Origin of the sequence: Citrobacter sp. wls711, from assembly GCF_005281055.1 — a bacterium.
GTDB lineage: Bacteria > Pseudomonadota > Gammaproteobacteria > Enterobacterales > Enterobacteriaceae > Citrobacter > Citrobacter gillenii.
Map to the genome: position 1 here is coordinate 147,227 of NZ_SZXC01000020.1, position 19,911 is coordinate 167,137.

Annotated in this window: 14 protein-coding genes and 1 pseudogene; 12 read left to right on the forward strand and 3 right to left on the reverse strand. The window is 53.4% G+C overall.

The features are described from left to right. The first annotated feature begins 309 nt into the window (after window positions 1–309). From araB to araD, 3 genes are all read left to right on the forward strand, one after another. A complete protein-coding gene (gene araB / locus FDW98_RS06335) occupies window positions 310–2,019 on the forward strand; it encodes a ribulokinase (protein ID WP_096758327.1) in 1,710 nt (569 codons plus the stop codon). A 10-nt stretch (window positions 2,020–2,029) separates the two neighbouring features. After that, window positions 2,030–3,532 (forward strand): L-arabinose isomerase, encoded by a 1,503-nt coding sequence (araA, locus tag FDW98_RS06340; RefSeq protein WP_096758328.1) that lies wholly within the window; start codon window positions 2,030–2,032, stop codon window positions 3,530–3,532. A 96-nt stretch (window positions 3,533–3,628) separates the two neighbouring features. Further along, the gene (gene araD, locus FDW98_RS06345; protein ID WP_096758329.1) at window positions 3,629–4,324 is read left to right on the forward strand and encodes an L-ribulose-5-phosphate 4-epimerase; all 696 of its coding nucleotides are present in this window, start codon (window positions 3,629–3,631) and stop codon (window positions 4,322–4,324) included. A gap of 44 nt (window positions 4,325–4,368) precedes the next feature. Here araD and FDW98_RS06350 read toward each other — a convergent pair. After that, a pseudogene (locus tag FDW98_RS06350) lies at window positions 4,369–4,755 on the reverse strand (DUF4751 family protein). 528 nt (window positions 4,756–5,283) lie between these two features. Between FDW98_RS06350 and polB the strand changes: the two are divergent. The 3 genes from polB (at window position 5,284) to rluA (ending at window position 11,388) form a co-directional block, all read left to right on the forward strand. Continuing rightward, window positions 5,284–7,635, forward strand: a complete 2,352-nt coding sequence (gene polB, locus FDW98_RS06355) for a DNA polymerase II (protein WP_096758330.1) — start codon at window positions 5,284–5,286, stop codon at window positions 7,633–7,635. 175 nt (window positions 7,636–7,810) lie between these two features. After that, entirely contained in the window at window positions 7,811–10,717 is a 2,907-nt protein-coding gene (gene rapA, locus FDW98_RS06360; RefSeq protein ID WP_096758331.1) for an RNA polymerase-associated protein RapA, read from the forward strand. A gap of 11 nt (window positions 10,718–10,728) precedes the next feature. After that, a complete protein-coding gene (gene rluA, locus FDW98_RS06365) occupies window positions 10,729–11,388 on the forward strand; it encodes a bifunctional tRNA pseudouridine(32) synthase/23S rRNA pseudouridine(746) synthase RluA (protein WP_096758332.1) in 660 nt (219 codons plus the stop codon). Between the two features lie 104 nt (window positions 11,389–11,492). Here the strand turns inward: rluA and djlA are convergent, their stop codons facing one another. Then, entirely contained in the window at window positions 11,493–12,305 is an 813-nt protein-coding gene (djlA, locus tag FDW98_RS06370) for a co-chaperone DjlA (RefSeq protein ID WP_096758333.1), read from the reverse strand. Between the two features lie 255 nt (window positions 12,306–12,560). Here djlA and lptD point away from each other — a divergent pair, with 255 nt between their 5' ends. From lptD to apaH, 6 genes are read left to right on the forward strand one after another with little or no spacing between them, the layout of a single operon-like run. After that, window positions 12,561–14,927: an LPS assembly protein LptD gene (gene lptD / locus FDW98_RS06375; protein WP_096758334.1), complete on the forward strand. Its 2,367-nt coding sequence runs from the start codon at window positions 12,561–12,563 to the stop codon at window positions 14,925–14,927. 54 nt (window positions 14,928–14,981) lie between these two features. Continuing rightward, on the forward strand, window positions 14,982–16,268 hold the full coding sequence (gene surA, locus FDW98_RS06380; RefSeq protein WP_096758335.1) for a peptidylprolyl isomerase SurA: 1,287 nt from the start codon (window positions 14,982–14,984) through the stop codon (window positions 16,266–16,268). After that, the gene (gene pdxA, locus FDW98_RS06385) at window positions 16,268–17,260 is read left to right on the forward strand and encodes a 4-hydroxythreonine-4-phosphate dehydrogenase PdxA (protein WP_096758336.1); all 993 of its coding nucleotides are present in this window, start codon (window positions 16,268–16,270) and stop codon (window positions 17,258–17,260) included. The genes surA and pdxA overlap by 1 nt, the downstream gene beginning before the upstream one ends. Further along, window positions 17,253–18,074, forward strand: a complete 822-nt coding sequence (rsmA, locus tag FDW98_RS06390) for a 16S rRNA (adenine(1518)-N(6)/adenine(1519)-N(6))-dimethyltransferase RsmA (protein ID WP_096758337.1) — start codon at window positions 17,253–17,255, stop codon at window positions 18,072–18,074. The genes pdxA and rsmA overlap by 8 nt, the downstream gene beginning before the upstream one ends. Window positions 18,075–18,076: 2 nt before the next feature. Further along, complete coding sequence (gene apaG, locus FDW98_RS06395; RefSeq protein ID WP_096758338.1) at window positions 18,077–18,454, forward strand: Co2+/Mg2+ efflux protein ApaG; 378 nt, start codon at window positions 18,077–18,079, stop codon at window positions 18,452–18,454. A gap of 10 nt (window positions 18,455–18,464) precedes the next feature. Continuing rightward, window positions 18,465–19,313, forward strand: coding sequence for a bis(5'-nucleosyl)-tetraphosphatase (symmetrical) ApaH (apaH, locus tag FDW98_RS06400; protein WP_096758339.1), 849 nt, complete (start codon window positions 18,465–18,467; stop codon window positions 19,311–19,313). Window positions 19,314–19,409: 96 nt separating this feature from the next. On the opposite strand, the gene folA is transcribed toward apaH, so the two are convergent. After that, window positions 19,410–19,889, reverse strand: a complete 480-nt coding sequence (gene folA / locus FDW98_RS06405; RefSeq protein WP_096758340.1) for a type 3 dihydrofolate reductase — start codon at window positions 19,887–19,889, stop codon at window positions 19,410–19,412. Between the last annotated feature and the right edge of the window lie 22 nt (window positions 19,890–19,911).

Genomic DNA, 19,911 nt, shown 5'->3' on the forward strand with positions numbered 1-19,911 from the left:
AACAAATCGTCCATATTACGTAAGATATCGTCACCGTCGCCCCCGTAGACCGCTATGGTTTCAGTGATGGACCATCAACCCCGCATGTGAAAAGCATTTTGTAAAAAACATGTCCTGCGCCAACGATAAAAACGGCTAACAAAAGTGTCTATAACTACGGCAGAAATGTCCACATTGAATATTTGCACGGCGTCACACTTTGCGATGCCACAGCATTTTAGTCCATAAGATTAGCGGATCCTGCCTGACGGTTTTTACCCCCATTATCTACTGTTTATCCATACCCGTATTTTTGGATGGAGTAAGACGATGGCGATTGCAATTGGCCTCGATTTTGGAAGTGATTCAGTACGCGCTTTGGCGGTGGAATGTGCCACCGGCGAGGAGATTGCCACCAGCGTAGAGTGGTACCCACGTTGGCAGGAAGGGCAATATTGCGATGGCCCAAACAACCAGTTTCGCCATCACCCGCGTGACTACATTGAATCCATGGAAGCCGCACTGAAAACGGTCCTCGGCGAACTGAGCGCGCAACAGCGTGCGGCAGTGGTCGGGATTGGCGTTGACAGCACCGGTTCAACCCCTGCGCCTGTTGATGCTAACGGCAACGTCCTCGCACTCAGAGAAGAGTTCGCCGAGAACCCGAACGCGATGTTCGTCCTGTGGAAAGATCACACGTCAGTCGAAGAAGCCGAAGAAATCACCCGCCTGTGCCATACGCCTGGCAAGGTCGATTATTCCCGCTATATCGGCGGCATTTATTCCAGTGAATGGTTTTGGGCGAAAATCCTGCACGTTACCCGCCAGGACAACGCAGTCGCGCAGGCTGCCGTATCCTGGATTGAGCTGTGCGACTGGATCCCCGCCCTGCTCTCTGACACCACGCGCCCACAGGATATTCGTCGCGGACGCTGCAGCGCCGGACACAAATCCCTGTGGCATGAAAGCTGGGGTGGCCTGCCGCCAGCCAGTTTCTTTGATGAACTCGACCCGCTCCTCAACCAACATCTGCAATACCCGATGTTTACCGATACTTTCACCGCAGACCTGCCAGTGGGCACGCTCTGTGCGGAATGGGCACAGCGCCTGGGTCTGCCGGAAAGCGTGGTCATTTCCGGCGGTGCATTCGACTGCCATATGGGCGCAGTCGGCGCGGGCGCACAGCCAAACACGTTGGTGAAAGTCATTGGCACCTCGACCTGTGACATTCTGATTGCCGACAAAGCCAGCGTCGGCGAGCGCGCAGTGAAAGGCATATGCGGCCAGGTTGATGGCAGCGTGGTACCGCACTTTATTGGCCTGGAAGCCGGTCAATCCGCCTTCGGCGATATCTATGCCTGGTTTAGCCGCGTGCTGAGCTGGCCGCTGGAGCAGCTTGCTGCGCAGCACCCGGAACTCAAAACGCAGATTAAAGCCAGCCAAAAACAGCTGCTGCCTGCGCTAACCGAAGCATGGGCAAAAAATCCGTCGCTGGACCATCTGCCGGTAGTACTCGACTGGTTCAACGGGCGTCGTACACCCAATGCCAACCAACGTCTGAAAGGGGTCATTACCGACCTTAACCTCGCGACCGACGCACCAGCGCTGTTTGGTGGATTGATTGCCGCAACGGCGTTTGGCGCACGCGCCATTATGGAATGCTTTACCGAACAAGGCATCGCAGTGAATAACGTGATGGCGCTCGGCGGCATCGCACGTAAAAACCCGGTCATCATGCAGGCCTGTTGTGACGTCCTTAATCGTCCGCTGCAGATTGTCGCCTCAGACCAGTGCTGCGCGCTTGGTGCGGCAATTTTTGCCGCCGTTGCCGCAAACGTGCATGCCGATATCCCCGCCGCCCAGCAAAAAATGGCGAGTGCCGTGGAAAACACACTGCACCCTCGTCCTGAGCAGGCTCAACGTTTTGAACAACTGTATCGCCGCTACCAGCAGTGGGCGGTAAGCGCCGAACAACAATATCTTCCGACTGCCGCACCGGCGCACAAAGCCCCGGTAGATCTGGCAACCCTGACACATTAAGGACACGACAATGACGATTTTTGATAACTATGAAGTGTGGTTTGTGATTGGTAGCCAGCACCTGTATGGCCCAGAAACCCTGCGTCAGGTAACCCAGCACGCCGAGCACGTTGTTAACGCACTGAATACTGAAGCTAAACTGCCCTGCAAACTGGTGTTAAAACCGCTGGGAACATCGCCTGACGAAATCACGTCTATTTGCCGCGATGCCAACTATGACGATCGTTGTGCGGGCCTGGTGGTCTGGCTGCATACCTTCTCTCCGGCCAAAATGTGGATCAACGGCCTGACCATTCTCAACAAACCGCTGATGCAGTTCCATACCCAGTTCAACGCCGCCCTGCCGTGGGACAGCATTGATATGGACTTTATGAACCTGAACCAAACTGCACACGGCGGCCGTGAGTTTGGCTTCATCGGCGCGCGTATGCGCCAGCAGCATGCCGTGGTCACCGGTCACTGGCAGGATAAGCAAGCGCACGAGCGTATCGGTTCCTGGATGCGCCAGGCCGTGTCCAAACAGGATACCCGCCATCTGAAAGTATGCCGTTTTGGCGACAACATGCGTGAAGTTGCAGTCACTGACGGCGATAAAGTGGCTGCACAGATCAAATTTGGTTTCTCGGTGAACACCTGGGCCGTGGGCGATCTGGTACAGGTAGTGAACGCGATTAGCGATGGTGAGATCAACGCGCTGATCGACGAATATGAAAGCACCTACACCATGACGGCAGCAACGCAAATCCACGGTGACAAGCGTCAGAACGTGCTGGAAGCCGCCCGTATTGAACTGGGCATGAAGCGTTTCCTCGAACAGGGTGGATTCAATGCCTTTACCACCACGTTTGAAGATTTGCACGGCCTGAAACAACTTCCGGGTCTGGCCGTACAGCGTCTGATGCAGCAGGGCTACGGCTTTGCAGGCGAAGGTGACTGGAAAACTGCCGCGCTGCTTCGCATCATGAAGGTAATGTCGACTGGCTTGCAGGGTGGCACTTCATTTATGGAGGATTACACCTACCACTTCGAGAAGGGCAACGATCTGGTGCTCGGCTCGCACATGCTGGAAGTGTGCCCGTCGATTGCCGTAGAAGAAAAACCGATCCTCGACGTGCAGCACCTGGGCATTGGCGGTAAAGACGACCCTGCTCGTCTGATCTTCAACACCAAAACCGGCCCGGCCGTGGTTGCCAGCCTGATCGATCTCGGCGATCGCTATCGTCTGCTGGTCAACTGCATTGATACAGTACAAACCCCGCACAACCTGCCGAAACTGCCGGTGGCGAACGCGCTGTGGAAAGCCCAGCCGGATCTGCCTACCGCGTCTGAAGCCTGGATCCTGGCCGGTGGCGCGCACCACACCGTCTTCAGCCATGCGCTGGATCTGAATGACATGCGTCAGTTCGCTGAAATGCACGATATCGAGATCGCGGTGATCGACAACGATACCCGCCTGCCGGCCTTTAAGGACGCGCTGCGCTGGAACGAAGTGTACTACGGGTTCAAACGTTAATTATCGAAACGGATTGCCCGGTGGCATTTCATTTACCGGCCTACAAATCACCGTAGGCCGGATAAGCGTAACGCCATCCGGCATTCAGGAGTTAACATGCTAGAAGATCTTAAACGTCAGGTCCTGGAAGCGAATCTGGCGCTGCCAAAGCACAACCTGGTGACCCTCACCTGGGGGAATGTCAGCGCCGTCGACCGTGAACATGGCGTATTCGTGATCAAACCTTCCGGTGTTGATTACAGCATAATGACCGCGGACGATATGGTAGTGGTCAGTATTGCCACCGGTGAAGTGGTGGAAGGGCAGAAAAAACCGTCTTCCGATACGCCCACTCACCGTCTGCTGTATCAGGCTTTCCCGAGCATTGGCGGTATTGTCCACACCCATTCACGTCACGCGACGATCTGGGCACAGGCGGGTCAGTCGATTCCAGCCACAGGAACGACCCACGCAGACTATTTCTACGGCGCTATTCCCTGCACGCGAAAAATGACCGATGCAGAAATTAACGGTGAATACGAGTGGGAAACCGGGAATGTGATCGTTGAAACCTTTGAAAAGCAAGGTATTGATGCGGCACAAATGCCAGGCGTACTGGTACATTCCCACGGCCCGTTTGCATGGGGTAAAAACGCCGAAGATGCCGTTCATAACGCGATTGTGCTGGAAGAGGTCGCCTATATGGGGATCTTCTGCCGCCAGCTCGCACCGCAGCTACCGGATATGCAGCAAACGCTGCTGGACAAGCATTATCTGCGTAAGCACGGTGCTAAAGCCTACTACGGACAATAATCTTCTTTTATAAGCGCGTAGATAAACTACGCGCTCTAGTATCATTATTCGCTGAAGTATTCAGCAAAGGAAGCTTGATATACGCAATCATTTGAGCAGAGATAGTCAATTACAGTATCACAATGCCCATTATCTTGTTCGCCCTCCACACAATGGAAAAAGACATAATCTGAAATTGTAGTCTGCTACTTCTGACCATTCACCACGTAATTAATAACCGTATCACGATGACCGTTACTTTTATCACTACCCTGCCAATGGAAAAAAGCATTGCCATCATCAATAACTTCAGCATTCCAAAGTTGACCGTTCCATGTTTTATATAAAATAAATTTACTCACGGTCTTTACAGCAGGGTTAGCCAGCAATGTATTAACAAACATATAGTTACTGTACTTGGCGCTAATTTGCTGTTTAGAGAAGATATTCATAAAGACTCCATTCTCATATTAATTACATGAAATATAATAAACATTTGAAGTATCTCAGTTAGCGCTAGAAATAAAACTATATTAAAATAAAAATCAAATAACACAGAGAGATAACCCGACGAAATCGAACTGAAATCCGTTTTTATTCAACAATAGAATCTCGGGTTAAATATATTATATTTAACCCACTAGCCCGAACACTTCGAATAAAACTCTTACACCAACCTGTAATAAACACAAATAGAAAAAACATAATTTTCCAATTCCGAGAAATTAGTTGCATAGTTAAATAAGCATAATTCCTAAAAAACGACAAAAATCCGGAAATGGACTTGAATTCAACTCGCAATATATAAATCAGATAAGTAATAAAAAATTAAAAAAGTAAGCCTACGAATAAAATAATTCATCCACCCAAATCTTCATCCTCGTATTCATGAATCAAATTCGTCATAAGCTGTATAAAAAAACAGTACAACCAGATAAACCAGGCTATAATCATGCCGGGTTTTTTGATGGGTACGTAGCGTGGCGCAGGCAGGTTTTATTTTAACCCGGCACTGGCGGGATACCCCACAGGGGACAGAGGTTTCATTCTGGCTGGCAACGGACGACGGGCCATTGCTGGTCACGCTTGCGCCGCAGGAGTCAGTTGCCTTTATCCCAGCCAGCCAGGTTTCCCGCGTTACTTCACTATTACGCGCAGAAAACGGTTTTCGGCTGGCTCCGCTTAACCTGCAGGATTTTCATCGCCAGCCCGTTTCGGGGCTGTACTGCCGATCCCATCGCCAGTTGATGCGTCTTGAGAAGCTGCTACGCGAAAATAGCGTCACGGTCTATGAGGCCGACGTGCGTCCGCCGGAACGTTATCTGATGGAGCGCTTTATCACCTCCCCCGTTTGGGTGGATGGCGATCGGTATAACGACACGCTGATCAACGCGCGGCTGAAGCCAAACCCGGACTATCGCCCACCCTTAAAATGGCTATCGCTGGATATCGAAACCACGCGGCACGGTGAGCTTTACTGCATTGGTCTCGAAGGCTGCGGACAGCGTATTGTCTATATGCTCGGCCCGGCCAACGGTGATGCCTCACAGCTTGATTTTGAACTTGAATATGTGGCGAGCCGTCCGCAGTTGCTGGAAAAGCTCAACGCGTGGATAGCCCACCACGATCCTGATGTCATCATCGGCTGGAACGTAGTGCAGTTCGATTTACGTGTCCTGCAAAATCATGCCGAGCGTTACCGAATTCCCCTGCGTTTTGGCCGTGACAACAGCGAACTGGAATGGCGCGAGCACGGTTTCAAAAACGGCGTTTTTTTCGCCCAGGCCAAAGGCCGCCTGATCATTGACGGCATTGAGGCCCTCAAATCCGCGTTCTGGAACTTTTCCTCGTTTTCGCTGGAAACGGTGTCGCAGGAGCTACTGGGTGAAGGGAAATCAATTGATAATCCCTGGGACCGCATGGACGAAATTGACCGCCGATTCGCTCAGGATAAGCCCGCGCTTGCCACTTATAATCTCAAAGACTGTGAACTGGTCACGCGCATCTTTCATAAAACCGAGATCATGCCGTTTCTGCTGGAGCGCTCGACTGTCAACGGTCTGCCGGTCGACAGGCACGGTGGCTCGGTTGCGGCATTTGGTCATCTCTATCTTCCGCGCATGCACCGTGCCGGTTACGTTGCGCCAAATCTCGGGGAAGTCCCCCCCCATGCCAGCCCCGGCGGCTATGTGATGGACTCGCGTCCTGGTTTGTACGACTCGGTGCTGGTTCTGGATTACAAAAGCCTGTACCCGTCGATCATCCGCACCTTTCTGATCGATCCGGTGGGACTTATCGAAGGTATGGCGCAGCCGGATCCTGAACACAGCACTGAAGGATTCCTTGGTGCCTGGTTTTCGCGCGAAAAACACTGCCTACCGGAAATAGTGACCCAGATCTGGCACGGGCGTGACGAAGCAAAACGCCAGGGAAATAAGCCGCTCTCGCAGGCGCTCAAAATCATTATGAACGCCTTTTACGGCGTGCTAGGCACCACGGCATGTCGATTTTTCGATCCCAGACTGGCCTCGTCGATCACCATGCGCGGGCATGCGATCATGCGCCAGACCAAAGCGCTGATTGAAGCGCAGGGTTATGACGTTATCTATGGCGATACCGACTCAACGTTTGTCTGGCTCAAAGGCGCACACGCGGAAGAGGATGCGGCAAGGATTGGTCGGGAGTTGGTCCATCATGTCAACACCTGGTGGGCGCAGTCGCTGCAACAACAAAACCTGACCAGCGCGCTCGAACTGGAGTTTGAAACCCATTTTCGCCGCTTTTTGATGCCGACCATTCGCGGCGCGGATACGGGCAGTAAGAAGCGCTACGCCGGACTCATTCAGGACGGGGACCAGCAGCGCATGGTCTTCAAAGGACTGGAAACCGTACGCACTGACTGGACACCGCTGGCACAACGGTTCCAGCAGGAACTCTATTTGCGGGTCTTTCGCCAGGAGCCGTATCAGGATTTTGTCAGGGAAACCATCGACCGCCTGATGGCCGGTGAACTGGACGATCAGCTGGTTTACCGTAAGCGCCTGCGCCGCCCGTTAAGCGAATATCAGCGTAATGTCCCACCCCACGTTCGCGCCGCGCGGCTTGCCGATGAACAGAACATCAAGCGAGGCCGTCCTCCGCAGTATCAAAACCGTGGCACCATAAAATATGTCTGGACGATAAACGGCCCGGAACCTGTGGATTATCAGCTTTCTGCGCTGGATTATGAGCATTATCTTACGCGCCAGATACAGCCGGTTGCCGAGGGAATTCTTCCCTTTGTTGATGATAACTTTGCTACACTACTCACAGGGCAACTGGGGTTATTTTGACGCGTGACGAAACCGTCGCCATCCAGTACCATAGCGCCCTTTCCATTCCTGGACCCATTTTACACCACTACCACTGATTCATTAGCCTGGTAGCGGGGTCGTATGCTCTGAAAACTCGGGATACCCGATACATGACGAGTATTACCTGCAATTAAAGATATAGAGCCGAACACATATGCCTTTTACACTTGGTCAACGCTGGATCAGCGATACAGAAAGCGAATTGGGACTTGGTACCGTTGTCGCCATGGATGCGCGAACCGTCACCTTACTTTTCTCATCGACGGGTGAAAACCGTCTGTATGCGCGCAGTGACTGCCCTGTGACCCGCGTGATGTTCAATCCTGGTGATACGATCACCAGCCATGAAGGCTGGCAATTGCATGTCGATGAAGTAAAAGAAGAAAACGGACTGCTTGCCTATATCGGAACCCGCCTTGATACCGAAGAAACCGGCGTCGTGCTGCGCGAAGTCCTGCTCGACAGCAAGCTGGTGTTCAGCAAACCTCAGGATCGTCTGTTTGCTGGCCAAATCGACCGTATGGACCGCTTTGCGCTGCGCTATCGTGCGCGTAAATTTCAGAGCGAACAGTATCGTATGCCGTGGAGTGGTCTGCGCGGTCAACGTACCAGCCTGATCCCCCACCAGCTTAATATTGCCCATGATGTCGGTCGTCGCCATGCCCCTCGTGTTTTGCTGGCAGATGAAGTGGGCCTGGGAAAAACCATTGAAGCCGGGATGATCCTGCATCAGCAACTGCTGTCCGGCGCCGCCGAACGCGTGCTGATCATCGTCCCTGAGACGTTACAGCATCAATGGCTGGTCGAAATGCTGCGCCGTTTCAACCTGCGCTTTGCGCTGTTTGATGATGAGCGCTATGCCGAAGCGCAGCACGATGCCTACAACCCGTTTGAAACCGAGCAGCTTGTCATCTGCTCTCTGGATTTTGCGCGTCGTAGCAAGCAGCGTCTGGAGCATTTGTGTGAAGCAGAATGGGATCTGTTGGTGGTCGATGAAGCTCATCACCTGGTGTGGAGCGAAGATGCGCCAAGCCGCGAGTATATGGCGATTGAACAACTGGCCGAGCGCGTACCGGGCATCTTGCTGCTGACCGCAACGCCGGAACAGCTGGGTATGGAAAGTCACTTTGCGCGATTACGCCTGCTGGACCCAAGCCGTTTCCACGATTTCGAGCAGTTTGTTGAAGAGCAAAAAAATTACCGTCCGGTGGCCGATGCCGTCGCCATGCTGCTGGCAGGCAACAAACTGAGCAACAATGAGCTGAACATGCTCGGCGATCTGATTGGCGAGCAGGATATCGAGCCGCTGCTGCAGGCCGCTAACAGCGATCGAGAAGATGCCCAGAGCGCACGCCAGGAGCTGGTTTCCATGCTAATGGACCGCCATGGCACCAGCCGCGTACTGTTCCGTAACACCCGTAATGGGGTGAAAGGTTTCCCGAAACGCGAACTGCATACTATTAAGCTGCCGCTGCCGACCCAATACCAGACAGCAATCAAAGTCTCCGGCATTATGGGCGCACGTAAAAGCGCAGAAGAGCGCGCCCGCGACATGCTCTATCCGGAGCAGATTTATCAGGAGTTCGAAGGCGATACCGGCACCTGGTGGAACTTCGACCCACGCGTTGAATGGTTGATGGGCTACCTGACCAGCCATCGTTCGCAGAAAGTACTGGTTATCTGTGCGAAAGCGACCACCGCGTTGCAGCTGGAGCAGGTGCTGCGCGAGCGTGAAGGCATTCGCGCTGCCGTATTCCATGAGGGTATGTCGATCATCGAACGTGACCGTGCTGCCGCCTGGTTTAGCGAAGAGGACAGCGGTGCGCAGGTGATGCTGTGCTCGGAGATCGGTTCTGAAGGCCGTAACTTCCAGTTCGCCAGCAACCTGGTGATGTTTGACCTGCCGTTTAACCCGGATCTGCTGGAACAACGTATTGGACGTCTGGACCGTATTGGTCAGGCGCACGATATTCAGATCCACGTCCCGTACCTGGAAAAAACCGCCCAGTCCGTGCTGGTGCGCTGGTACCACGAAGGTCTGGATGCGTTTGAGCATACCTGTCCGACCGGGCGTACGATTTATGATACGGTCTATAACAACCTGATTGGTTATCTGGCGGAGCCGGAAAACAACGAAGGATTTGATGATCTGATCAAAGCCTGCCGTGAACAGCATGACGCACTGAAAGCGCAGCTGGAACAAGGGCGCGACCGTCTACTCGAGATTCACTCCAACGGCGGCGAAAAAGCTCAGCGGCTTACCGAGAGCATTGAGGAGCAGGATGACGACACCAGCCTGATCGCCTTCGCCATGAACCTGTTTGATATCGTCGGTATTAACCAGGACGATCGCGGGGACAACTTAATTGTGCTGACGCCGTCCGATCATATGTTGGTCCCGGATTTTCCGGGGTTGCCTGAAGACGGCTGCACCATTACCTTTGAGCGAGATATTGCGCTGTCGCGTGAAGACGCCCAGTTTATCACCTGGGAGCATCCGCTGATCCGTAACGGTCTGGATCTGATCCTGTCTGGTGATACCGGCAGCAGCACCATATCTCTGTTGAAAAACAAAGCATTGCCGGTTGGTACCCTGCTGGTTGAACTGGTGTACGTGGTCGAAGCGCAGGCACCGAAGCAACTGCAGCTCAACCGCTTCCTGCCACCGACGCCGGTGCGCATGTTGCTGGATAAAAACGGTAACAACCTCGCCGCTCAGGTGGAGTTTGAAACCTTTAACCGCCAGCTCAGCGCCGTTAATCGCCATACCGGTAGCAAGCTGGTCAACGCCGTGCAGCAAGATGTCCATGCGATTCTGCAGTTGGGGGAAGCGCAGGTTGAGCAATCTGCCCGCGCGCTGATCGACGCCGCGCGTAAGGAAGCGGATGAGAAACTGTCTGCAGAACTGTCGCGTCTGGAAGCGCTACGCGCCGTTAACCCAAACATCCGTGATGACGAACTTGCCGCGATTGAAAGCAACCGTCAACAGGTGATGGAAAGCCTGGATCAGGCCGGCTGGCGTCTGGATGCCTTACGCCTGATCGTCGTGACGCATCAGTAACGGAGCCATACATGGGGATGGAAAACTACAATCCGCCGCAGGAACCCTGGCTGGTTATCCTGTATCAGGATGAACACATTATGGTGGTCAACAAGCCGAGCGGCTTGTTGTCCGTGCCGGGTCGCCTTGAAGAGCACAAAGACAGCGTGATGACGCGTATTCAACGCGACTATCCACTGGCAGAATCAGTGCATCGCCTGGACATGGCCACCAGCGGCGTGATTGTAGTGGCGCTGACCAAAGCGGCAGAGCGCGAGCTAAAGCGTCAATTTCGCGAGCGCGAACCGAAGAAGCAGTATGTCGCACGCGTGTGGGGGCATCCCTCACCCGCCGAGGGACTGGTGGATTTACCGCTGATTTGCGACTGGCCGAACCGACCAAAACAGAAAGTCTGTTATGAGACGGGCAAAGCCGCGCAAACTGAGTATGAAGTAGTGGAATTCGCGGCGGATAATACCGCGCGGGTGGTGCTGAAACCCATTACCGGGCGTTCTCATCAGCTACGCGTGCATATGCTGGCGTTAGGGCATCCGATTCTGGGTGACCGCTTCTATGCCACGCCACAGGCCCTGGCGTTAGCGCCACGCCTGCTGCTGCATGCCGAGATGCTCACCATTACTCATCCCGAGTATGGCAATAGTATGACCTTTAAAGTCCCGGCAGATTTTTAAATTTTGTGCTGATCTGTGCCGGGGGCGCTACGCTTGCCCGGCCTACATTCTTCAACGTAGGCCGGATAAGGCGCTAGCCGCCATCCGGCAACTTATTCTGCCGCTTACTTGAAGCCTTTCTGTTCTTTAATTAACTCATAGGCCTTTTGAATTTCCTGCGCTTTTTGCTTGGCCATTTCCATCATCTCCGGCGGCAGTCCTTTCGCGACCAGCTTGTCGGGATGGTGCTCGCTCATCAGTTTACGATAAGCGCGCTTAATAGTAGTGGCATCATCGGTCGCTTTAACACCCAGCACATTACACGCATCTTCCAGCGTCGGGCCACGCTGTGCCTGCTGCCAGCCACCGCCAGACTGTTGCTGATATCCACCACCAAACTGCGCACCACCCTGCATCATGCGCAGATACTGATCAAATTGCGCGCGCGAGATCCCCAGCTCTTCAGCAATCACATACAGCACTTCACGTTCGTTAGGATGCAACGACCCGTCCGCAAACGCCGCCTGGATCTGGATCTCCAGAAACATACGGATCAGGTCGAAGCGGCCAAAACAGACGCTGCGGAACTGGCGCATTTTTTCACGTAATGGGTAATTGTCTGATTTTCCCACCCGAAAGGCATGTTGCGCAGCGGTACGTGAGTCACCGTGTAAATTCATCCGGTCCATCAGCTGGCTGGCGATATGAATATCGGCTTCCGTGACGCGCCCTTTTGATTTGGTCAGGTGTCCCATCACCTCAAAGGTGGTGGCAAAAAACAGCGCCTGACGTTCACGTTGATTGGCAAACCACGCCATTTTGCGCATGCGGGCTTTGTCGAACATATGACCCACAAGCAGGCCTAAAACCACGCCCCAGAAGCCGCCGCCCATCATTAAGGCCACGGCGACACCAATAATCTTTCCCCAATACTGCATAGACTCCCCAAATCTTTACGCTGCCGGCCGGGCTATGTACCACAATATAAGGTGCTTTTACCGTTTTACGGCAGCGGTCAATTGTGGGACATCGCCTATAATTTGCATTATCATACCTGTCATTCAATGCCGTGCCTAACACCACGGATGCCTAAATGGGCAGGATTAACACTAGCGCAGTGAAGATGAGATAAGTTAGGCTGTGACCGTTTGTCACGCGCGACGCTACTGATGATGGAACAATAAATACAACGTATGAAAAAACGTATTCCCACTCTTCTGGCCACCATGATTGCCAGCGCCCTTTATAGTCAACAGGGTCTGGCAGCCGATCTCGCCTCACAGTGCATGTTGGGCGTGCCGAGCTATAACCGTCCTCTGGTGCAGGGCGAAACCAATGAATTACCTGTTACCATCACTGCCGATCACGCGAAAGGGAATTACCCGGATGACGCCGTGTTTACTGGCAACGTGGATATCGCACAGGGTAATAGCCGCCTGCAGGCTGACGAAGTGCAGCTGCACCAGAAGCAGGCCGAGGGTCTGCCGGAACCGGTCCGTACCGTCGATGCGCTGGGTAACGTCCACTATGATGACAATCAGGTCATTCTGAAGGGGCCGAAGGGTTGGTCGAATCTGAATACCAAAGATACCAACATCTGGGAAGGCGACTATCAGATGGTCGGTCGTCAGGGACGCGGGAAAGCCGACCTGATGAAACAGCGGGGTGAAAACCGCTACACCATTCTGGAAAACGGGAGCTTCACTTCCTGTCTACCGGGTTCCAATACCTGGAGCGTTGTCGGTAGCGAAGTGATCCACGACCGTGAAGAACAGGTCGCGGAAATCTGGAACGCCCGCTTTAAGCTAGGGCCGGTTCCGGTCTTTTACAGCCCGTATTTGCAGCTGCCCGTCGGCGACAAACGCCGCTCCGGTTTCCTGATCCCGAACGCAAAATACTCCACCAAAAACTATTTTGAGTTCTACCTGCCGTATTACTGGAACATCGCGCCCAATATGGACGCCACCCTCACGCCACATTATTTGCACCGTCGTGGCGGCGTGATGTGGGAGAACGAATTCCGCTATCTCAGCCAGGCTGGCACCGGCTTGATGGAGTTCGACTATCTGAACTCCGATAAAGTCTACGACGATGAACATCCTAATGATGATAACTCACGCCGCTGGCTGTTCTACTGGCAACACGCTGGCGTGATGGATCAGGTGTGGCGCTTCAACGTCGACTACACCAAGGTCAGTGACTCCAGCTACTTTAATGATTTCGATAACAAGTACGGTTCCAGTACCGACGGCTACGCCACGCAGAAATTCAGCGTCGGCTACGCGGTGCAGAACTTTGACGCGACGGTATCTACCAAACAGTTCCAGGTCTTTGACGATCAGAACGACAGTAGCTATTCCGCCGAACCTCAGTTAGACGTCAACTTCTATCAAAACGATGTTGGTCCGTTTGATACCCGCGTTTATGCGCAGGCGGTACATTTCGTTAACACCACCGACAACATGCCGGAAGCGACGCGTTTACACCTTGAACCAACCATCAATCTGCCGTTGTCCAACCAATGGGGAAGTATCAATACCGAAGCGAAGCTGCTGGCGACGCACTACCAGCAGACCAATCTGGATTGGTATAATGCTAATAACACCACCCAGTTGGATGAATCAGCCAACCGCGTCATGCCGCAGTTTAAAGTCGACGGTAAGATGGTCTTTGAACGCGATATGGCAATGCTGGCACCAGGCTATACCCAGACGCTGGAGCCGCGTGCACAGTATTTGTACGTGCCATACCGTGATCAAAGCCACATTAATAACTACGACTCTTCCCTGCTGCAAGCTGACTACAGCGGCCTGTTCCGTGACCGCACCTACGGCGGTCTGGACCGCATTGCTTCTGCCAACCAGGTAACGACCGGGGTCACATCTCGCGTATATGATGACGCCGCCGTTGAACGTTTTAACATTTCTGTGGGTCAAATCTACTATTTCACCGAGTCTCGCACCGGCGATGACCACATAAAATGGGAGAATGATGACAAAACGGGTTCACTGGTGTGGGCAGGCGATACCTACTGGCGTATCTCCGAACGCTGGGGTTTACGCAGCGGGATCCAGTACGATACCCGTCTGGACAGCATCGCGACCAGCAACAGCAGCATCGAATACCGTCGTGACGAAAATAGTTTGCTGCAGTTGAACTACCGTTACGCCAGCCCGGAATACATCCAGGCCACACTGCCGAATGACAGTAATGATAAAAAATGGAATCAGGCGCAGTATGAAAACGGGATTTCTCAAGTGGGCGCCGTGGCCAGCGTGCCGATTGCTGACCGCTGGTCGATTGTAGGGGCTTATTACTTCGATACGAACGTCAATAAACCTGCTGACCAGATGCTGGGCGTGCAGTACAACTCCTGCTGTTATGCCATTCGCTTTGGCTACGAGCGTAAGCTGAACGGTTGGGATGATACGCAAAAACACGCGATTTATGACAACACGATCGGCTTTAACATCGAACTGCGTGGTCTGAGCTCTAACTATGGTCTCGGCACCAATCAAATGTTGCGTTCGAACATTTTGCCGTATCAAAGCGCTTTATGATCTGATTGATTTAAAACGTAATCCGCCTTGCGGTTAATTAATAATGGAAAAAGTATGAAGAACTGGAAAACGCTGCTTCTCGGTATCGCCATGGTCGCGAATACCAGTTTCGCTGCCCCACAGGTAGTCGATAAAGTCGCAGCCGTCGTCAATAACGGCGTCGTTCTGGAAAGCGACGTTGATGGCTTAATGCAGTCAGTAAAACTTAATGCGGGTCAGGCGGGTCAGCAATTACCCGACGACGCTACGCTGCGCCATCAGATCCTCGAACGTTTGATCATGGATCAAATCGTTCTGCAGATGGGTCAGAAGATGGGGGTGAAAATCACTGATGAGCAGTTGGATCAGGCCATCGCCAACATCGCTAAGCAGAACAATATGACGCTGGACCAGATGCGCAGTCGTCTGGCCCACGATGGTCTGAGCTATTCGACCTATCGTAACCAGATCCGTAAAGAGATGACCATCTCTGAAGTGCGTAACAATGAAGTTCGCCGTCGCGTCACCATTCTGCCGCAGGAAGTGGATGCGCTGGCTCAGCAAGTTGGCAACCAAAATGATGCCAGCACTGAGCTGAACCTGAGCCACATTCTGATTCCGTTACCGGAAAACCCATCCTCCGACCAGGTTAATGAAGCAGAAAGCCAGGCGCGTGCTGTCGTCGAAGAAGCGCGTAACGGTAGCGATTTCGGTAAACTGGCGATCACCTATTCCGCAGACCAGCAGGCGCTGAAAGGCGGCCAGATGGGATGGGGACGTATTCAGGAACTGCCGGGCATCTTTGCGCAGGCACTAAGCACTGCGAAAAAAGGCGATATCATCGGCCCGATTCGTTCAGGTGTCGGCTTCCACATTCTGAAAGTCAACGATATGCGTGGCCAAAGCCAGAGCATCTCCGTAACGGAAGTTCATGCCCGCCATATCCTGCTGAAACCGTCTCCGATCATGACCGATCAGCAGGCGCGTCTGAAACTGGAGCAAATCGCGGCTGATATTAAGAGCGGTAAAACGACCTTTGCCGCCGCGGCTAAAGAGTTCTCTCAGGATCCGGGCTCTGCAAACCAGGGCGGCGATCTGGGTTGGGCGGCAGCGGATATTTTCGATCCAGCCTTCCGCGATGCGCTGACCCGACTGAACAAAGGTCAGATGAGCGCTCCGGTGCACTCCTCTTTTGGCTGGCACCTGATCGAACTGCTGGACACGCGTAACGTTGATAAAACTGACGCCGCGCAGAAAGACAGAGCCTACCGCATGCTGATGAACCGTAAGTTCTCTGAAGAAGCGGCGACTTGGATGCAAGAACAGCGTGCCAGCGCGTACGTTAAAATTCTGAGCAACTAATGGTCCGTACTCGACGCGTTGTCATCACTCCCGGCGAACCCGCCGGGATTGGTCCGGACCTGGTGGTCCAGCTTGCGCAGCGTGAGTGGCCGGTTGAACTCGTCGTCTGCGCCGATGCCGCGTTACTTTCGAACCGAGCAGCTATGCTCGGTTTACCGCTTTCGCTCCTCCCCTACTCTCCTGATATCCCAGCCAAACCACAAGCAGCGGGCACATTGACGCTGTTACCGATTGCGCTGCGGGCCCCTGTCATTGCGGGGCAACTGGCGGTAGAGAATGGACCGTATGTGGTTGATACACTGGCTCGCGCATGCGACGGTTGCTTACACGGTGAATTCGCCGCGCTGATTACTGGCCCGGTTCACAAGGGCGTGATCAACGATGCCGGCGTGCCGTTTACCGGACACACTGAGTACTTTGAAGAACGCTCGCAGGCGAAAAAAGTCGTGATGATGCTGGCGACCGAGGAGCTGCGCGTTGCCCTGGCAACCACGCACCTGCCGCTCAGAGACGTTGCCGATGCCATTACGCCCACACTACTGCGGGAAGTGATCGGCATTCTGCACCATGATTTACGCACCAAGTTTGGCCTGAACGATCCGCAGATTCTGGTCTGCGGCCTGAACCCACATGCGGGGGAAGGCGGTCATATGGGGACGGAAGAGATCGATACGCTCATTCCAGTACTGGATGAAATGCGTGCTCAGGGAATGAAATTACGCGGTCCACTGCCCGCAGATACCCTGTTTCAACCTAAATATCTCGATAGCGCGGATGCCGTGCTGGCAATGTACCACGATCAGGGTCTCCCCGTGCTAAAATACCAGGGATTTGGTCGCGGTGTGAATATCACACTGGGCCTGCCCTTTATTCGCACATCCGTTGATCACGGCACCGCACTCGAACTTGCGGGTCGTGGGCAAGCAGATGTCGGCAGTTTTATTACGGCGCTTAACCTCGCCATCAAAATGATTGTTAATACTAATGAATAATCGAGTCCATCAGGGCCATTTAGCCCGTAAACGTTTCGGGCAAAACTTCCTCAACGATCAGTTTGTGATCGAAAGTATTGTCTCTGCTATCAACCCGCAAAAGGGTCAGGCCATGGTCGAAATCGGCCCGGGCCTTGCGGCATTAACCGAGCCGGTAGGTGAACGTCTGGACAAGCTCACGGTCATTGAACTGGACCGCGATCTGGCCGCACGCCTGCAAACACACCCGTTTTTAGGGCCGAAGCTGACTATCTATCAGCAAGATGCTATGACCATGGACTTTGGCGAGTTGTCGCAAACCCTGGGTCAGCCGCTGCGCGTATTTGGTAACCTGCCATACAACATCTCCACGCCGCTGATGTTCCATCTTTTTACCTATACTGATGCCATTGCCGACATGCATTTCATGTTGCAAAAAGAAGTGGTCAACCGTCTGGTTGCAGGGCCAAACAGTAAAGCGTATGGTCGACTAACCGTTATGGCACAATATTACTGCCAGGTGATCCCGGTACTTGAAGTACCACCATCCGCGTTCACGCCTGCGCCTAAAGTTGATTCCGCCGTTGTACGCCTGGTCCCTCACGCGACGATGCCGTACCCGGTCAAAGACGTTCGCGTCCTGAGCCGCATTACGACCGAAGCGTTTAACCAGCGCCGTAAAACGGTACGTAACAGCCTCGGTAATCTGTTCAGCGTTGAAGTGCTGACGGAACTGGGTGTTGATCCGGCGCTGCGAGCAGAAAATATCTCTGTCGCCCAATACTGCCGGATGGCTAACTATCTGTCAGAAAAAGCGTCATCGAAGGAGAGTTAAGCATGATCAATTCGCCCCGAGTGTGTATTCAGGTACAAAGCGTCTATATTGAGGCGCAATCCTCACCTGATGATGAACGTTACGTTTTTGCCTATACCGTAACCATCCGCAATTTGGGGCGAGCGCCGGTGCAACTGTTGGGACGTTACTGGTTGATTACCAATGGTCATGGCCGTGAAACCGAAGTTCAGGGTGAAGGTGTGGTTGGCGTTCAGCCCCACATTGATCCCGGTGAAGAGTACCAATATACCAGCGGCGCGGTGATTGAAACCCCGCTGGGCACCATGCAGGGTCATTACGAAATGATCGATGAGAAAGGCGTTGCCTTTACCATCGATATTCCCGTATTCAGGCTCGCCGTTCCAACGCTCATCCACTAAAACAATAGCTATGGCAACATACCTCATTGGCGACGTTCACGGTTGTTACGACGAACTGATCGCATTGCTGCATCAAGTCAATTTTGCCCCTGGGAAAGATACCTTATGGCTCACAGGCGACCTGGTCGCGCGTGGCCCCGGCTCGCTTGACGTACTGCGTTATGTCAAATCGCTCGGCGACAGCGTAAGGTTAGTCTTAGGTAATCACGATTTGCACCTGCTGGCCGTATTTGCAGGCATCAGCCGGAATAAGCCCAAAGACAGGCTGGCGTCGCTGCTCGAAGCTCCGGATGCTGATTCGCTGCTGAACTGGCTACGTCGCCAACCTCTGTTGCAGGTAGACGAAGAGAAGAAGCTGGTGATGGCGCATGCCGGGATTACGCCACAATGGGATCTACAAACCGCGAAAGACTGCGCCCGGGATGTCGAAGCGGTACTGTCGAGCGACTCGTATCCGTTCTTCCTCGATGCCATGTATGGCGACATGCCAAATAACTGGACGCCAGAACTGACGGGACTTGCCCGCCTACGTTTTATTACAAACGCCTTTACCCGTATGCGCTATTGCTTCCCCAACGGCCAGCTGGATATGTACAGCAAAGAGTCGCCGGAAGACGCGCCTGCGCCGCTGAAACCGTGGTTTGCCATCCCTGGACCGGTAAGTGACGCCTATAGTATTGCCTTTGGGCACTGGGCATCGCTGGAAGGTAAAGGGACGCCGGAAGGGATTTACGCGTTGGATACGGGCTGCTGCTGGGGCGGGGATCTCACCTGTCTACGTTGGGAAGACAAGCAGTACTTTACTCAGCCGTCAAATCGCCATCAGAGTCTGGATCCCGGCGAGGCGGTAAACGCCTGAAATGTTTATGCCTGATGGCGCTACGCTTATCAGGCCTACTCCAGTGCCGGATGTAGGCCTGATAAGGCGTTTCGCCGCCATCCGGCAATGACATGATTAACGACGTTCCAGAACTTCGAAGCAATAGCTGTGTGAGTTTTGCGCGTCGGCATCGTGGAATTCGCTAAAAACGGATTCCCAGTCATCCGGCTCGTAGTCCGGAAAATGCGTATCCCCTTCGACTTCTGCATCGATATGCGTCAGATACAGCTTCTGTGCTTTAGGCAGGAACTGCTCATACACGCGCCCACCGCCAATCACCATAATCTCGGGTTCATCGCCACAGGCAGCAATCGCCTCATCAATAGACTTCACCCACTGCACGCGATCGTCGGTGCCCGGCTTGCTGCTGATGACGATATTTTTACGCCCTGGCAACGGTCGGCCGATGGATTCCCAGGTATGGCGCCCCATAATAACCGGCTTATTTAAGGTGTTACGTTTAAACCAGGCGAGATCGGCAGGGAGGTTCCACGGCATGGCGTTTTCCATACCGATGACGCGATCTACCGCTAACGCCGCAATCAGACTGATCATTGAATAATTCCCGGATACAAAA

Excerpts from the sequence above, each read along its gene's own strand:
- araB (WP_096758327.1), top strand. The coding sequence starts at position 310 with ATGGCGATTGCAATTGGCCTCGATTTTGGAAGTGATTCAGTACGCGCT.
- araA (WP_096758328.1), top strand. The coding sequence starts at position 2,030 with ATGACGATTTTTGATAACTATGAAGTGTGGTTTGTGATTGGTAGCCAG.
- araD (WP_096758329.1), top strand. The coding sequence starts at position 3,629 with ATGCTAGAAGATCTTAAACGTCAGGTCCTGGAAGCGAATCTGGCGCTG.
- rapA (WP_096758331.1), top strand. The coding sequence starts at position 7,811 with ATGCCTTTTACACTTGGTCAACGCTGGATCAGCGATACAGAAAGCGAA.
- rluA (WP_096758332.1), top strand. The coding sequence starts at position 10,729 with ATGGGGATGGAAAACTACAATCCGCCGCAGGAACCCTGGCTGGTTATC.
- djlA (WP_096758333.1), bottom strand. The coding sequence starts at position 12,305 with ATGCAGTATTGGGGAAAGATTATTGGTGTCGCCGTGGCCTTAATGATG.
- lptD (WP_096758334.1), top strand. The coding sequence starts at position 12,561 with ATGAAAAAACGTATTCCCACTCTTCTGGCCACCATGATTGCCAGCGCC.
- surA (WP_096758335.1), top strand. The coding sequence starts at position 14,982 with ATGAAGAACTGGAAAACGCTGCTTCTCGGTATCGCCATGGTCGCGAAT.
- pdxA (WP_096758336.1), top strand. The coding sequence starts at position 16,268 with ATGGTCCGTACTCGACGCGTTGTCATCACTCCCGGCGAACCCGCCGGG.
- rsmA (WP_096758337.1), top strand. The coding sequence starts at position 17,253 with ATGAATAATCGAGTCCATCAGGGCCATTTAGCCCGTAAACGTTTCGGG.
- apaG (WP_096758338.1), top strand. The coding sequence starts at position 18,077 with ATGATCAATTCGCCCCGAGTGTGTATTCAGGTACAAAGCGTCTATATT.
- apaH (WP_096758339.1), top strand. The coding sequence starts at position 18,465 with ATGGCAACATACCTCATTGGCGACGTTCACGGTTGTTACGACGAACTG.
- folA (WP_096758340.1), bottom strand. The coding sequence starts at position 19,889 with ATGATCAGTCTGATTGCGGCGTTAGCGGTAGATCGCGTCATCGGTATG.